11 protein-coding genes are annotated in these 14293 nt (G+C 74.7%); 3 read left to right on the forward strand and 8 right to left on the reverse strand.

Annotated features, from left to right (window positions below; genetic code table 11):
* Positions 1 to 59: 59 nt before the first annotated feature.
* Positions 60 to 1226 carry an MFS transporter gene (locus tag ACETWP_RS09190; RefSeq protein ID WP_373971932.1) on the forward strand — a complete coding sequence of 389 codons (1167 nt, stop codon included), beginning with the start codon at positions 60 to 62 and terminating at the stop codon, positions 1224 to 1226.
* Here the strand turns inward: ACETWP_RS09190 and ACETWP_RS09195 are convergent.
* Positions 1223 to 2137, reverse strand: coding sequence for an aminodeoxychorismate lyase (locus ACETWP_RS09195; protein ID WP_373971933.1), 915 nt, complete (start codon positions 2135 to 2137; stop codon positions 1223 to 1225). The genes ACETWP_RS09190 and ACETWP_RS09195 overlap by 4 nt on opposite strands.
* Positions 2138 to 2248: 111 nt before the next feature.
* Between ACETWP_RS09195 and cls the strand changes: the two genes are divergently transcribed.
* Positions 2249 to 3730 carry a cardiolipin synthase gene (cls, locus tag ACETWP_RS09200; protein WP_373971934.1) on the forward strand — a complete coding sequence of 494 codons (1482 nt, stop codon included), beginning with the start codon at positions 2249 to 2251 and terminating at the stop codon, positions 3728 to 3730.
* On the opposite strand, the gene ACETWP_RS09205 is transcribed toward cls, so the two are convergent.
* The 7 genes from ACETWP_RS09205 to ACETWP_RS09235 form a co-directional block, all read right to left on the reverse strand.
* Positions 3648 to 4928, reverse strand: coding sequence for an FAD-dependent monooxygenase (locus ACETWP_RS09205; RefSeq protein WP_373971935.1), 1281 nt, complete (start codon positions 4926 to 4928; stop codon positions 3648 to 3650). The genes cls and ACETWP_RS09205 overlap by 83 nt on opposite strands.
* Before the next feature lie 9 nt (positions 4929 to 4937).
* Positions 4938 to 7094, reverse strand: a complete 2157-nt coding sequence (locus ACETWP_RS09210) for a chorismate-binding protein (RefSeq protein ID WP_373971936.1) — start codon at positions 7092 to 7094, stop codon at positions 4938 to 4940.
* A complete protein-coding gene (locus tag ACETWP_RS09215) occupies positions 7084 to 7587 on the reverse strand; it encodes a low molecular weight protein-tyrosine-phosphatase (protein WP_373971937.1) in 504 nt (167 codons plus the stop codon). The genes ACETWP_RS09210 and ACETWP_RS09215 overlap by 11 nt, the downstream gene beginning before the upstream one ends.
* A 38-nt stretch (positions 7588 to 7625) precedes the next feature.
* Positions 7626 to 8249 (reverse strand): LysE family transporter, encoded by a 624-nt coding sequence (locus ACETWP_RS09220; RefSeq protein WP_373971938.1) that lies wholly within the window; start codon positions 8247 to 8249, stop codon positions 7626 to 7628.
* A 32-nt stretch (positions 8250 to 8281) separates the two neighbouring features.
* A complete protein-coding gene (locus ACETWP_RS09225) occupies positions 8282 to 10024 on the reverse strand; it encodes a phytoene desaturase family protein (protein ID WP_373971939.1) in 1743 nt (580 codons plus the stop codon).
* An 83-nt stretch (positions 10025 to 10107) separates the two neighbouring features.
* Complete coding sequence (locus ACETWP_RS09230) at positions 10108 to 10938, reverse strand: methyltransferase domain-containing protein (RefSeq protein WP_373971940.1); 831 nt, start codon at positions 10936 to 10938, stop codon at positions 10108 to 10110.
* A gap of 38 nt (positions 10939 to 10976) precedes the next feature.
* Positions 10977 to 11438, reverse strand: coding sequence for a MarR family winged helix-turn-helix transcriptional regulator (locus ACETWP_RS09235; protein ID WP_373971941.1), 462 nt, complete (start codon positions 11436 to 11438; stop codon positions 10977 to 10979).
* Between the two features lie 90 nt (positions 11439 to 11528).
* Here ACETWP_RS09235 and ACETWP_RS09240 point away from each other — a divergent pair, with 90 nt between their 5' ends.
* The gene (locus ACETWP_RS09240; RefSeq protein WP_373971942.1) at positions 11529 to 13994 is read left to right on the forward strand and encodes an MMPL family transporter; all 2466 of its coding nucleotides are present in this window, start codon (positions 11529 to 11531) and stop codon (positions 13992 to 13994) included.
* The last annotated feature ends 299 nt before the right edge of the window (positions 13995 to 14293 follow it).

Genomic DNA, 14293 nt, shown 5'->3' on the forward strand with positions numbered 1-14293 from the left:
GCCCCGGACGCGGGCGGGCACACGGCCGTCCCGCGCCGGCCTGTGGTGGACTGGTGCCCATGAGACTGCGTGGAAGCCCGGCCTTCGTGCGCTTCTGGCTGGCATCGACGGTCTCCGACTTCGGCACCTACGTCACGACCGTCGCCCTGTCGGTCCTCGTCCTGCTGACGCTCGGGGGCAGCGCGCTGGACCAGGGCTGGGTCAACGCCGCACGCTGGGCGCCGTACCTGCTGTTCGGACTGTTCGCCGGGCTCTGGGTGGACCGGTACCGCAGGCGCCCGGTGCTCATCGCCGGGGACCTGGGCCGCGGACTCATCCTGGCGTCCGTGGCACTCCTGGCCGCGCTGGGCCGGCTGGAACTGCCGCTGCTGATGGCGCTGCTCTTCGCGTTTGGAACCCTCGCCCTGGCCGGCGACGCGGCCCACCAGTCGTTCCTGCCGCACCTGGTGCCCCGGCCGCTGCTCACCCGCGCGAACGCCCGGCTGGAGCAGAGCACATCGGTCGCCCAAACCGCCGGCGGGGCGCTGGCCGGCGGACTCGTGTCGGCGCTCGGGGCCCCGCTGGCGCTCGCGGCCGACTCCCTGAGCCACCTCTTCTCGGCCGCCGTGCTGACGACCGTGCGCGCGCCGAAGGGGGCCGCGGCCCCGGTCCACCGCGCCGGGGCGGGCGGCCAGGGGATGCGGGCGCGGATCGGCGCGGGTCTGCGCTGGGTCTACGGCCATCCGCGGCTGGCACCGTTGGCGCTGAGCACCCACGGCTGGTTCGTCGGTTCGTCGATGCTCGGGGCGGTCGTCCCGGTCCTGATCCTGGCCGAGCTGGGAGTGGGGGCGATCGGGCTCGGCATGGTGCTCACCTGCGCCGGGATGGGCGCGGCCCTCGGGACGAGCGTCTCCGAACGCCTCGGCGACCGGTGGGGCGCGGGTCGGACGATCATCGCCGCCCGCCTGGCCCAGCCCGCGGCGGTCGCCCTCATGTCCCTCGCCCCGGTGCTGGCCGGAGGGCTCGCGCCGCCCGGCGCCGCCGGCCACGGTCACCCGGCCGCGTGCCCCCTGCCGGTGTGGGCCGGCCTGCTCGCCGCGGCGGCCGTGATGCTCGGTTCCGCGCTGGTGTTGCTGGGCTCGCCGTTCCGGGGCGCGCGGATCGACGAGCGGCCATGGGAGGGCCCGGGAGTCGGCGGTGCCGTGACGACCCCTGAAAGTGGCCCGGCCGGCCGCCCGGACCGTTAGCGGATGGCGTCGACCATCGCGGTGAGCTCCTCGTGGAGCCGCGCGTCGCGGGCGATGTCGATCCCGTCCAGCGAGTTCACGGGGGCGAGCAGGCGGACGCTGGAGACCAGCCACACGGCGTCGGCCTCCATGAGGTGCTGCGGCACGAGCGGCCCGTAGCCGAGCTCCCAGCCCGCCGCCTCGGCCGCGGCGAAGATCGCCCCCTGCGTGGTGCCCGGCAGGATGCCCGTCTCCAGCATCGGGGTGATGAGTCGCTTCGTGTCGCCGTCGCGCACCGCCAGCAGGACGGTCGAGGTGGGGCCCTCGAGCACCCGCCCGTCGCTGGAGACGAAGATGACGTCGTCGGCGCCGTTGCGCCGCGCGTGCCGCAGCGCCGCCATGTTCACCGCGTAGGAGAGGGTCTTCGCCCCCATGAGGAGCCAGGGCGCGCGCTCGGCGACGGTGGAGTCGTAGCCGCGGTCCAGCAGCACGACCGCGACGCCCGCCGTGCGCTGGCGGCGCCCGAGCTCCGACGCCGGCGAAACGGCCACCCACGAGGTCCCGTGCCCGGCGCTCTCCAGCCCGCGCGTCGCGACCAGCTTCACGACGGCCTCGTGGGTGTCACCGGCGGTCCCCGCGGCGGCGCCCGGCCCGCTGGACGGGCGCGCGGCATCGTACGCCGCGACCGCCGTCGCGATGGCGGCGCGCCACGCCTCGGCCGACGGCATGGACAGGTCGCAGCTGGCGGCCGAGACGGCCATGCGGGCGAGGTGCGCCTCGAGCTTGCGGACGACGCCGCCGGTGTACAGCGCGGACTCGAAGACGCCGTCGCCGCGCGTGACGCCCTGGTCCAGAACAGAAAGCTGGGGGGACGCGGCGTCGGCCACCCGGCCGGCCGGGTGGGAGGGATCCAGGAACACCAAGGCAGTCATGGATAAACCCTACCCCCGGCCCCCGCCGCCGGACCTCCGGAATCCCGGGCCGTGGCGCACCGGTCCTGCCGCTAGGCTGGGATCGATCGAGCGCCCCGACCAGGAGGTTCCATGTTCGACGCCCTCGTGCTGTGGGAGATGATCCCGCCGTGGCTGCTGGCGGCAGCGTGGATCATCGACGTGGCCATCCGCGTGGTGATGCTCGGGATCGTGCCCGGCAACCGCCGGCCCACCACCGCCATGGCCTGGCTGCTCGCGATCTTCTTCCTCCCGATCATCGGGCTGGCGCTGTTCCTGCTCTTCGGCAACTTCCGGCTGTCCCAGCGGCGCATCCAGCGCCAGAAGGACGTCAACGCCCGCGTCCTCGAGGCGACCAGGCACCTGGACATCGACGACAGCGACTTCGACGCCCCGGACTGGGTGAAGTCCGCGCTCGCGCTGAACCGCAACCTCGGCGCCTTCCCCGTGCAGGAGGGCAACGCGGTGGAGTTCATCACCGACTACCACGGCTCGCTGCGCGCCATGACGGAGGCCATCGACTCCGCCCGGCAGTACATCAACGTGCAGTTCTACATCGTGGGCGACGACGAGGAGTACGCGGGCCCGCTGCTGGACGCCCTCGACGCCGCCGCCGCCCGCGGGGTCAAGGTGCGCTTCCTCTTCGACCATCTGGGCACGCTGCGGATCAAGGGCTTCTCCAAGCTCAAGCAGCGGCTCGACGCCGCCGGCATCGAATGGCGGGCCATGCTGCCGCTGTCCCTGAGGCGGCGCCAGTGGCGCCGCCCGGACCTGCGCAACCACCGCAAGATCCTCGTGGTCGACGGCGAGGTCGCCTTCACCGGGAGCCAGAACCTGATCGAACCCGGCTACAAGCGCGCGTCGGCGCACGCCGCGGGACGCGAGTGGGTGGAGCTGATGGCCCGCGTGCGCGGGCCGCTGGTGACCGGGCTCGACGTCGTCTTCGCCACCGACTGGTCGCAGGAGACGGACGAGAACCTCATGGAGGACCTCGCCACCGTCACCCCGGAGCGCCCCAAGGGCCACATCACCGGCCAGGTGGTGCCGAGCGGGCCGGGATTCGAGACGGAGAACAACCTGCGGCTGTTCACGACGCTCATCTACGCGGCGACGGAGCGCCTGACCATCACCAGCCCGTACTTCGTGCCGGACGACTCGCTGCTCTACGCCATGACGACCGCCGCGCAGCGCGGGGTCGAGGTGGAGCTGTTCGTCTCCGAGACCGGGGACCAGCTGCTGGTGCACCATGCGCAGCAGTCCTACTACACGCAGCTGCTGACCGCCGGCGTCAAGATCTACCGCTACCGCTCGCCCATGGTGCTGCACTCGAAGTGCTTCACGGTGGACAAGGAGGTGGCGGTCTTCGGCTCCTCCAACATGGACATGCGCTCCTTCTCGCTGAACCTCGAGGTCTCCGTGATGCTGCTGGGCGCGACGGCGGTCGCCGAGGTGACGCGCGTGCAGAACGAGTACCGGTCGTCCTCGACGCTGCTCACGCTCGATCAGTGGCGCGCGCGCCCGCCGCTGGCCAGGTGGGTGGACAACGTGGCGCGCCTGACCGCCACCCTCCAGTAGCGAACGCGGCGTGCGCGACCAAGCGGCTCAGCGGGCCGCCGCGCAGCGCCCGCACCGCGTGGCGGCGCGCCCACCGGGAGAGGGGGCCCGGGGGGACGAAGAACGCGGCGCTGCGCCGCCCGGCCGCCTGGTGCCGCCCGACGACCGGCCGCCAGTCGCGCTCGTAGGCCGCCAGTCCCGCGCCGAGGTCCTGCCCGTGCGCGCCCAGGCGCTCGGCGAGCACCTCCGCGCCGGCGAGGGCCAGCGATGCCCCCTGCCCGGCCAGCAGGGACACCGCGTGCGCCGCGTCGCCCGCCAGGACGGTCCTGCCGTGGTGCCAGCGCGGGACGAGCGCCTGCGCGACGACGTCGTAGTACACGTCGTCGGGAACGTGCCCCATGACCTCCGGAACCATCCAGCCGAGGCCCCGGTAGCGTTCGCGGAGCGCGGCCCGCGGGTCGCGCGGCGCCGCCGGCTCACCGGTGGCCTCCACCGCGAACGCGGCGACGCGTCCGCCGGGCAGCCCGTACAGGCCCACCTGCCGGCGCAGCGAATCCGTCAGCGCCACGTCGCGGCCCAGCCGCGCGGCGATCGGGGGATCGCTGAACACGAATCCGGCGGCGTGGAACCCGAGCCGCAGCAGGAAGCCGTCCTCCGGCCCGAAGACCGCCCGCCGCACCGCCGAGTGGATCCCGTCGGCTCCCACCAGGAGTTCCGCCTCGATGCGGGTCCCGTCGGTCAGGACCGCCGCGGCCGGCACGCCGGCGTCGCCGGCCCGGGCCGGGAGGCGCCCCGGCTCGGCGCCGACCACCCGCGCGCCCTGCACCACCTCGACCCCGGGGGGAAGCCACTCGCGGAGCGCGGCCTCGATGTCCGGTCGCAGGATGCCGAGGTAGCGGCCGCCGGCCGCGCCCAGCAGGGCCTCCATGCGCAGGGTCGCGGTGGTGCGCCCCCGGCTGTCGACGTAGCGCACGGCGTCGTACGGTGCGCTGCGCCGGCGCAGCCCCGGGAGCAGCCCGATGCGCTCGGCGGTGCCGAACCCGGGACCGAAGAAGTCGATCATGTATCCGGCGCCGCGCGGCCCCTCGGCCCGCTCGAGGAGGCGGACGCGCCATCCGGCGCGGTCGAGCAGCCCGGCCACGGCGAGACCGCAGATCCCGGCGCCGACCACCACGGCCCGGCGCCGCGGCGGTTGTCCATGGTCCGTGGGCGCCACCATGCGCGCAGTCTACGCGTCGGGGAACCGCGACCCCAGCGCGCTCAGGACGCCGTGGGCCTTGGCCGCCACCTCGTCCCACTCGTCCTCGGGGACCGAGTCGGCGGTGACCGCGCCGCCGACCCCGAGGGTCAGCAGCCACCCGGTCTCCGAGCGCTCCATCACCAGGGTGCGGATGACGACGGACAGGTCCGACGCCCCCGTGTGCGAGAAGTAGCCCACGGCCCCGGAGTACGGGCCCCGGGCCCGGCCGTCCTCCAGCGCGTCCAGGATGCGCATGGTGGAGATCTTCGGCGCCCCCGTCATCGACCCCGCGGGGAAGGCCGAGGCCACGGCCTCGGCGCGCGAGGCGTCCGGGCGCAGCCGCGCGTCGATGGTGGAGACCAGCTGGTGCACGGTCGCGTACGACTCCACGTGGCACAGCCGCGGCACGGACAGCGTGTCCGGGTCCGCGGACCGGACCAGGTCGTTGCGCAGCAGGTCCACGATCATGACGTTCTCCGCGCGGTCCTTGGGCGAGGACGCCAGGTCGGCGCGCAGCCGGCGGTCCTCCGCCGGGTCCGCCGAGCGCCGCCGCGTCCCCTTGATGGGCTCGGCCCGCATCCAGCCGTCCGCGCCGATCCGCAGGAAGCGCTCGGGCGACGTCCCCGCCACGGCGGTCGCCCCGAAGCGCAGGTAGTTCGCGAAGGGCGCCGGGTTCCGGAGCCGCAGCCGCAGGTAGACCCGCCACGGGTCGAGGGCCGGCCCGGGCACGCTGGCGCGCAGCGCGGTCGTCAGGCAGACCTCGTAGCTGTTGCCCTCGTGGATCTCTGCCTGCGCCGCGCGGACCTTGTCCAGGTAGGCCGTGCGGCGGTCCGCGCACGCGAAGACCGGGGCGGGGACGCCGTCGTCCGCCGCGGGACCGCCCGCCGCCACGCCGCCCGCCGCCACGCCTTCCGCCGCCACGCCACCCGTCGCCACGCCTTCCGCCGCGGTCCGGCCTGCGGCGCGGGCGACCCCGGGCCCGCCGGCTCCGCCGCGCGCGAGCCGGAGCACGGCGGACCGGGCGGCGTCCAGCCAGTCCCCGGCGTCCGGCGCGTCCAGGGCGAGTAGCCACGCGGTGCCGCGCACGTGGTCCAGCACGACGCCGCGGCCCGCGTGGATGAGCGCGGCGTCGGGCGTCCCGGCCGGCGAGGCCGCCGAGATGTCGGACCCGCCGGTCTCGCGCTTGAGCTCGTAGCCGAGCCATCCGATCCAGCCCAGGGCGAAGCCCGCCTCAAGGGCCTCGGGGGCCCGCAGCCGCGGGCGGCCCCACTCCCGGTCGAGCCAGTCGAAGAAGGGGCCGGGGACCCGGGCGACGGCGCACCCCGTGGTGAGCAGGGTGGTGCCGTCCCGGTGCTCGGCGCGCGCCCCGGCCTCGCCCGACGCGTCGGCCAGGATGCTGAACCGGTTGCGCCCGCCCGGGTCCGCGGCGCCCGCGTTCGAGGAGTCCAGGAGAGCCGCGTGCTCGCTCCCGCCGTAGAGCTCCGCGAAGAGGCTTGGGGCGGACACCGTGGCGGGGAGGTCGACGGCCCGCGACAGCAGAGCGGGGGCCGCGGCCTGCTCGATCTCCGGCCGCAGGGCGGCCTGCAGCCGCGGCAGGGCGAGCAGCGCCCGCAGCGTGTCGCCCGGGGCGCGGCCGTCGGCGGCGTTGCGGACCACGACGTCGGCCGCGGCCGGCACCGGGTCGGTGGCCAGCCAGGCGTCCTCCTGCGCGGCCCAGCGCTCCCAGTGCGGCGCATAGGTCGCGCCGTCGCGGGCGAGCGCCCGGTTCCGGCGCTCGTCGTCGCCGACCTCCACCCAGACGACGCCGTCCAGCGCGCCGCGGGCGGCGGCGCAGGCCGCCCCGACGCCCTCGACCACCACGACCGGCGCCGCGGCGGTGGTGCGGCGCTCGCCGTCGGTTCCCGCGGCCCAGTCCCAGGCCGTCCAGCGCGCGTCCTCGCCCCAGCCCAGCGGTTCCAGGACGTCGCGGACGTATCGCGCGATCCCCTCGGTCAGGCCGTCCCACCCGGGATAGAGGTCCTCGAGATGGAACAGCGAGACCGGCCGGTGCCGGCGCAGCTCGGTCGCGAGCTCGAGCGCCAGCGTGCTCTTGCCGGCCCCGGAGCGTCCGTCGACGGCGATGATGACGGGGGCGTTACGCGCCACGGGCGTCGGCCGTCTCGGCGCGGACGTGCTCGACGAGTCCGGGGAGGGCGGCGGAGATCATCTGGCGGCAGGCCTCGAAGTCGTCCTCGTCGCCGAACCACGGGTCATAGATGCCCTGGTCGGCCGGGCCGCGCCCCGCGAAGGCCGGGTCGAAGGAGCGCAGCATGCGGACCTTCGCCTGTTCCGCGGGCGTCGGGGCCAGCCGCCGCAGCGCGGTGTAGTGGTCGATGTCCAGCGCCAGGACCAGGTCCGTGGCGGCGAAGCGCTCGGGCGCGAACCGGCGGGCGGTGTGGCCGCTGGCGTCCAGCCCGGCGGCGGCCAGCAGCGACACCGCGCGGGGGTCGGCCCCGCTTCCGGCCTCGCCGTCGCTCGTGCCAGCCGAGTCCACGTCGACGTCGTCGATCCCGGCCGCGTGCAGGGCGCGGCGGATCAGGTACTCGGCCAGGGGCGAGCGGCAGACGTTGCCCGTGCTGACGGCGGTGATCCGGTACATGGAAGTAGTCTAGGCGGGCGGATGCCCGGGCCGGGTGGTCAGTGCACGAGGACCAGCAGCACGGCCACGAAGATGAACAGCGTGCCGAAGACCAGGTTCAGGATGCGCTGGCCGCGGGCCGTGCGCGTGAAGCGGCGGAAGGTCTTGGCGGCCGCCGCGAAGAAGAACCACATCACCAGGATGTCCACGGCGACGATGGTGGCGATGAAGACCAGGTACTGCTCGGCCAGCGGCTTGTCCGGCGAAATGAACTGCGGCGTGAACGCCAGGAAGAACACGATGGCCTTGGGGTTGAGCAGGTTCACCCAGACGCCGCGCCGGAACATCGAGGCCGCGGATTCGCCGCGCCGCACGTCCAGGGCGGCGTCGTCCGCGGTCGGCCTCGCGGCGATCAGCCGCGCCCCGAGGTACACGAGGTAGGCCGCGCCGGCGTAGCGGATCGCGGCGAAGGCCGTCGGCGACCCGGCGACGAGCAGCCCCACGCCCGCGGCGACCACGGCCACGTGCACCAGGAGCGCAGCCTGCTGGCCCAGGATGCCCCAGAAGGACCGGCGGAATCCGGCGTTGAGGGAGTTCGTCATGGTGTTGATCGCGCCCGCGCCGGGGGTGAAGCTGATCAGGACGGAGGCGCCCAGCAGGGACAGCCAGAGGGAGAGGGTCACCCCAGAATTCTAGGGGCCCGACGACGGCCGGCTCACCGTCCGGGTCGGCCGGCACCCGGCTCGGCGCCGGGGCCGGTCGGGCCCGGCTCGGCGTCCAGGATCGCCCGGGCCGCGGCCCACCCGCCGAGGCCGCTGACGCCGCCTCCGCGGCGGGAGCCGGCCCCGCACAGCAGGACGCGCTCCCACGGGGTCTCCACGCCCCAGCGGGCCGCGGAGGTCTCCAGCGGCTCGTCGTCCTCCGCGAACGGCCAGGAGAGCGGACCGTGGAAGATGTTGCCGCCGGGCATGCCGAGGGAGTCCTCGAGGTCGGCGGTGGTGCGTGTCTCGATGCACGGGGCGCCGTCGGGCCCGGTGGCGATGCACCCCTCGATGGGCTCGGCGAGCACGGAGTTCAGCGAGCGCAGGACGGCGGCCTGCAGCTGCGCGCGGTACTCCCCGGGGTCCCGCCCGGCCAGCAGCCGGTGCGGGGTGTGGAGCGTGAACACGGTCATTGTGTGGTGCCCGTCGCGGCGCAGCTCGGGCGCGAGGATGCTGGGGTCGGAGAGGGAGTGGCAGTAGGTCTCCAGCGGCAGCGGTTCCGGGATGCGGCCCGCGGCGGCGGCCGCGCGCGCCGCCTCCAGGTGCGCGTAGCCCTCGTTCACGTGGAAGGTGCCGCTGAACGCGATCTCGGGCGGAGCCGCGAAGTCGCGCAACCGGGGAAGCCGCGTCAACAGCAGGTTCACCTTCGCCTGGGCGCCCTCGGGCACCGCGGCGAAGGCCGCCGCGGACCGGGCCGAGGGGGCGGCGTCCGCGTCCGCGGAGCCCCCGGCTGCGGAGTCCCCATCCGGGGAGTCCCCGTCCGCGGCGACGAGCCGTGCCAGCGCGGCGGGGGCCACGTTCGCCAGGATGCGTCCGGCCCGCAACTCCGCGGTGCCGCCGGGGCCGCGGTAGGCCACGCGCCCCCCGGGGGACACCGCCGTGACCTCGGCGGAGACCACGATGCGCGCCCCGGCCTCCCGCGCCGCGTCCGCCAGGCCGTCGGCCAGCCGGCCCATGCCGCCGCGCGGCACGTCCCACGCCCCGGTCCCGCGCCCGATGACGTGGTAGAGGAAGCACCGGTTCTGCTCGAGGGAGGGGTCGTGCGCGCCGGCGAACGTGCCGATCAGCGCGTCCGTCAGCACCACGCCGCGCGCCAGGTCCGAGCCGACGCTGCGTTCCACGACCTCCCCGAGGGGGCGTTCGACGAAGTCCTCCCACACCCCGGCGCCGCCGGGGAGCGCGGCGACCAGGGCGCGGGCCTCCGCGCGGCGCGGGAGCGGGCCCATCATCGTCGGCCACAGGGCCTCGGCCAGCGTGGAGGTGCGCGCGTGGAAGTCGGCGAAGCGGGCCGCGTCGTCGGCGTCCCCGATGGTGTCGAATGACGCCCGGGTGGCGCGGGCGTCGTGGTTGTCCACCAGCAGGCCGTCGGACGTTCCCGGCACCGGCGTGTAGGAGGAGTAGCGGCGGGGGACCAGTTCCAGCTCCAGCCCGAGCTCGTCGAGGAGCTCCTGGGGGAACAGGCTGACCAGGTAGGAGTCGCGCGAGATCCGCGCCCCGGGGAAGACCTCCTCGGAGACCGTGGCCCCGCCGACGTGGTCGGCGCGCTCCAGCACGGTGACCGAGTGTCCCGCGCGCGCGAGCAGGGTGGCGGCGACGAGCCCGTTGTGGCCGCCGCCGATCACGACGACGTCGGCGTCGTCCGGTGCGGGCGAACCGGCCGCCGGCCGGGCGTCGGGGGACTGCGTCTGCTCTGTCATGGCGCCAGCCTACCGAGGCCGCGCGGTCGCCGCGGCATCCTCCGGCGGCGGGGTGGCAGCGGGCGCGGTGAACCGCGGCGCGGTCAGCCGGCGGGCACGACGGCGATGATCTCCATGCTGGGGAGCAGGAACATGGAGCGGCGGTCAGCGGCCCACCGCCGCCATCCCTGGGCGATCGCCTCCAGGTCCGCCCTGGTGGCGAGTCCGAGGTCCCGGGCCTGGTCGGCGTAGTACGACTCGCGGACCCGCTCGGCCCAGCCCTCGCCGAACTGGTGCCGCCGCTGCGCGGTGGCGTAGACCCAGGCGGACGCGGACGGGCTGAGGTCGCCGGCGTCGAATCCCGCGGCGAGCACCCATTCCAGCAGGTGCCGGCCCGCGTTGGGCTCCGCGCCGTTGGAGCGGGAGATCGCGTCGTACACGCGCAGCCACTGGGCGAGCTCGGGGGCCGCCGGGTGCCAGGTCATCGCCGCGTAGTCCGCCTCGCGCACCGAGACGATGCCGCCGGGCCGGACCACGCGCCGCATCTCGCGCAGCGCGGCCACCGGGTCGGCGAGGTGGTGCAGGACCTGGTGCGCGTGCGCCACGTCGAAGGACGCGTCCTCGAACGGCAGGCCGTAGACGTTCCCGGCCTCGAAGGCGACGTTGCGGACCCCGTTCGCCGCGGCCAGCCGCCGTGCCTCGGCGATCACGTCCGCGGACCGGTCGATTCCGGTCGCCCGTCCGGCGCCGTCCCCGGAGTCGACGAGCGAGGCCAGGCCGGACGTGATCGTCCCCGGGCCGCAGCCCACGTCCAGGACGGACATCCCCGGCCGGAGGTGGGGGATGAGGTGCGGCGCGGAGTCCTCCGCGGTGCGCAGCGCGTGCGTCCGCACGACGCTCGGGTGATGACCGTGGGAGTAGGCCTCGGAATCCATGCGTCGAGCGTAGCCCCGCCGGGACGCGTTGGCGCGGCTCAGGTGTCGTGATGTTTCGCCGCGCGGTTGACGGCCGCGACGGCGTCTTCCATGAAGCCCGAGAGCATCTCGACCTGCTCGGGCGAGTACCCGGCGATGACGGCGGCGAGTTCCTTACCCAGCGGGCCGAACATGCGGCCGCCGTCCTCGTAGGCCTTCGGGGTCATCCGGACGCGGACCCGCCGCCGATCGGTGTCCACTCGCTCGCGCACGACGTGCCCCGACCGCTCGAGCCGGTCCAGCAGGGCGGTGGTGGCCGGGGAGCTCAGGTTCAGTTCGCGCCCGAGCTCGCTGGGGGTCGGGGGCGAGCCGGCCAGCTCGTAGCGCATCACCACCGACAGCGCGTTCATGTCGGTGCGGTGCATCCTGTTGCGCCCGCCCGTGGCGTCGACGTAGCGGTCGGAGGACTGGACAAACTCCTGCAGGAGCTTGACTAGTCGAGCCGTGGCCGGGTTGCGCATGCGCCCAGTCTAGTGATCGTTTGATCTTTCTCCATGATGGAACTATTCTAGCGTGGAAGTTGATCATCCGCACCCGGAGGACTGGGCACCATGAACGAGAAGCGATCGGCCGTCGACGGCCGGCAGACATCCGCGGCACCCCACGCGAGCGAATCGGCGGCGGCGCCCGAGGCGGCAGGGCCGACCGAAGCCGCGGCGGGCGCGGCGGACCGGACCGCCAAGCACCGCGCCGGGGGCGGTCCCGGCGCCCTCGGTGTCCCTCGGGCCCGAAACGGTTCCGGCCGTCGGGCGCGCGGCGGCCGCGGCGGGGGGACCGGCCGCGGTCCGGGGCGCGGAACGAAGGCCGCAATCGGCCGCGCGCTGGCCGCCGTGGCGATCGTGCTGCTCTGGCTCGGTGTCGCGGGGGTGGGCGGGCCGACCTTCGGGAAGCTGGACGAGGTGCAGTCCAACGACCAGGCCTCCTTCCTCCCCGCGTCGGCGGAGGCCACCCGGGCCCTGGAGTGGCAGGACAGGTTCCGCGACTCCTCGACGATCCCCGCCGTCGTCGTGGTCGAGTCCGAGTCCGCCCTGGATCCGGCGTCGCTCGCCCCCGCCGTCGACGGGCTCGGCGCGGTGGCGGCCGTGAACGGCGACATCGTCGGGCCGATCCCCTCGGAGGACGGCAACGCCGTCCAGCTCATCGTGCCGCTGGACTCGGGCGCCGACGTCGAGGCCGCCGTCGCCGAGATGCGCGCGCTGCTGGCCGGCTCCGTGCCCGCCGGGGCCATGCCGTACGTCACGGGCCCGGCCGGCTTCACGGCGGACCTCGTCGAGGCGTTCAGCGGGATCGACGGCATCCTGCTGGGGGTGGCGCTCGCGGCGGTCCTGGTGATCCTGCTGCTCGTGTACCGGTCGCTGCTGCTGCCCATCACCGTGCTGTTCACCTCGGTGGCGGCACTCTGCGCGGCGATCCTGGCGGTCTTCTACATGGCCAAGGCGGGGTGGATCAGCCTGGACGGGCAAAGCCAGGGGATCCTCTCCATCCTGGTCATCGGCGCCGCCACCGACTACGCGCTGCTGTACGTGGCGCGCTTCCGGGAGGCGCTCAGCCACGGTGAGCACCGCTTCACTGCCGTGGCCACCGCCATGAGGAAGTCGGCGGAGCCCATCCTGGCCTCCGCCGGAACCGTGACCGTGGGCCTGCTCTGCCTGGTGTTCTCCGACCTGAACTCCAACAAGGCGCTCGGCCCGATCGCCGCCTCGGGGATCGTCTTCTCCGTGCTCGCGGCGCTGACCCTGCTGCCGGCCCTGCTGGGACTCTTCGGCCGCGCCGCCTTCTGGCCGTTCATCCCCAAGACCGTGCCGGTCTCGGAGGAGCCGTCCGGTCTCTGGGCGCGCGTGGCGTCCTTTGTCGGCCGCCGCCCCCGGCCGGTGTGGATCGCCACCACCCTGCTCCTGGCGGCAGGGTGCCTCGGACTCACCCAACTGCAGGCCTCCGGCGTGCCACAGAGCGAGCTGGTGCTGGGCGAGACGCAGTCCGCCACGGGGCAGGACGTGCTCGCGGAGCACTTCGACGCCGGGTCAGGCAGCCCCGCCTACGCCGTTGTCGCGGCGGAGGACGGCGAGGCGCTCCTCGAGACGGTGCGGGGCGTCGAAGGCGTGGGCTCCGCGTACCTCCAGGCGGAGGACGGCGGACCCGCCCTCACCGCCGCGGACCAGTCCGCCGGCACCGACGCGCAGGCGGGGCCCCCGCCCGGCGTCGGCACGGGACCCGATGCCGGGGCGGCCCCCGCGGACCGGCCGGCGCAGGAGATCGAGGGCCGCGTCCTGATCTCCATCACGCTTGAGGACGCCGCCGACTCCGCGGCCGCGGCGGACACCGTCCTCGCCCTGCGCGACGTGGTGCACGCGGGCACCCCGGACGGGCTCGTCGGCGGCGTCTCGGCGACCGCGCTGGACACCAACACCACGGCGAAGGCGGACCTGGTGAAGATCATCCCGCTCGTGCTGACGGCGATCCTGCTGATCCTCATGCTGCTGCTGCGCTCGGTCCTCGCGCCCGTGCTGCTCATCGCGACGACGCTCCTGTCCTACGGGACGGCCATGGGGGTGTCCGCCTGGGTCTTCGACGGCGTGTTCGGCTTCCCCGGGGCCGACCCGTCGGTCCCGCTGTTCGGCTTCGTCTTCCTCGTGGCCCTGGGGGTGGACTACAACATCTTCCTCATGACACGCGTCCGCGAGGAGGCTCTCAAGCACGGGACGCGCGACGGCATCCGGCGCGGCCTCGCCGTCACCGGCGGCGTCATCACCTCCGCCGGGGTCGTGCTGGCCGCCACGTTCGCCGCGCTGGGCGTGATCCCGATCATGTTCCTGGTGCAACTGGGCTTCATCGTGGCCTTCGGCGTGCTGTTGGACACGCTGGTCGTCCGGACCCTGCTGGTTCCCGCGCTCGCCCACGACATCGGGCGCCGCATCTGGTGGCCGAGCCGGCTGGGGCGCGAGGACGCCGGCGCCCCGTCCGCTCCCGCTCCCGGGCCGAGCGAGGACGCGCGGGAGCGCGAAGCCGTCCGCGCCTAGGCGCGGGGACGTGCGGCGGGGGTCCGGACCGGCCGGTCCGGACCCCCGCCACGGCCGCGATGACGGGCTCCGCCCCCGTCACTGCTAGACTCGTCAACTGTGGCTTCGCCGCGGCGGGAGTGAAACCCGCCCGGGGGAACCATGCGTCGACAGATTTGATCCTTTTCCCGCCGCGCGCCGCACCACGGTGCAGCAGCGCCGCGGCGGAAGGCCGGCCGCCCCCGGGGTGCGCCGGCGGAGCCTGTGAACACGGGCCCAGGCATTCCTTTTCTTCGGCGACAACGCGCGCCGGACCCGGT

This window comes from Arthrobacter halodurans (assembly GCF_041877255.1).
Lineage (GTDB): Bacteria > Actinomycetota > Actinomycetes > Actinomycetales > Micrococcaceae > Arthrobacter_N > Arthrobacter_N halodurans.

What these genes read in the sequence shown, in the direction of transcription:
- ACETWP_RS09190 (WP_373971932.1), top strand. Translation starts at nt 60, where the DNA reads ATGAGACTGCGTGGAAGCCCGGCCTTCGTGCGCTTCTGGCTGGCATCG.
- ACETWP_RS09195 (WP_373971933.1), bottom strand. Translation starts at nt 2,137, where the DNA reads ATGACTGCCTTGGTGTTCCTGGATCCCTCCCACCCGGCCGGCCGGGTG.
- cls (WP_373971934.1), top strand. Translation starts at nt 2,249, where the DNA reads ATGTTCGACGCCCTCGTGCTGTGGGAGATGATCCCGCCGTGGCTGCTG.
- ACETWP_RS09205 (WP_373971935.1), bottom strand. Translation starts at nt 4,928, where the DNA reads ATGGTGGCGCCCACGGACCATGGACAACCGCCGCGGCGCCGGGCCGTG.
- ACETWP_RS09215 (WP_373971937.1), bottom strand. Translation starts at nt 7,587, where the DNA reads ATGTACCGGATCACCGCCGTCAGCACGGGCAACGTCTGCCGCTCGCCC.
- ACETWP_RS09225 (WP_373971939.1), bottom strand. Translation starts at nt 10,024, where the DNA reads ATGACAGAGCAGACGCAGTCCCCCGACGCCCGGCCGGCGGCCGGTTCG.
- ACETWP_RS09230 (WP_373971940.1), bottom strand. Translation starts at nt 10,938, where the DNA reads ATGGATTCCGAGGCCTACTCCCACGGTCATCACCCGAGCGTCGTGCGG.
- ACETWP_RS09235 (WP_373971941.1), bottom strand. Translation starts at nt 11,438, where the DNA reads ATGCGCAACCCGGCCACGGCTCGACTAGTCAAGCTCCTGCAGGAGTTT.
- ACETWP_RS09240 (WP_373971942.1), top strand. Translation starts at nt 11,529, where the DNA reads ATGAACGAGAAGCGATCGGCCGTCGACGGCCGGCAGACATCCGCGGCA.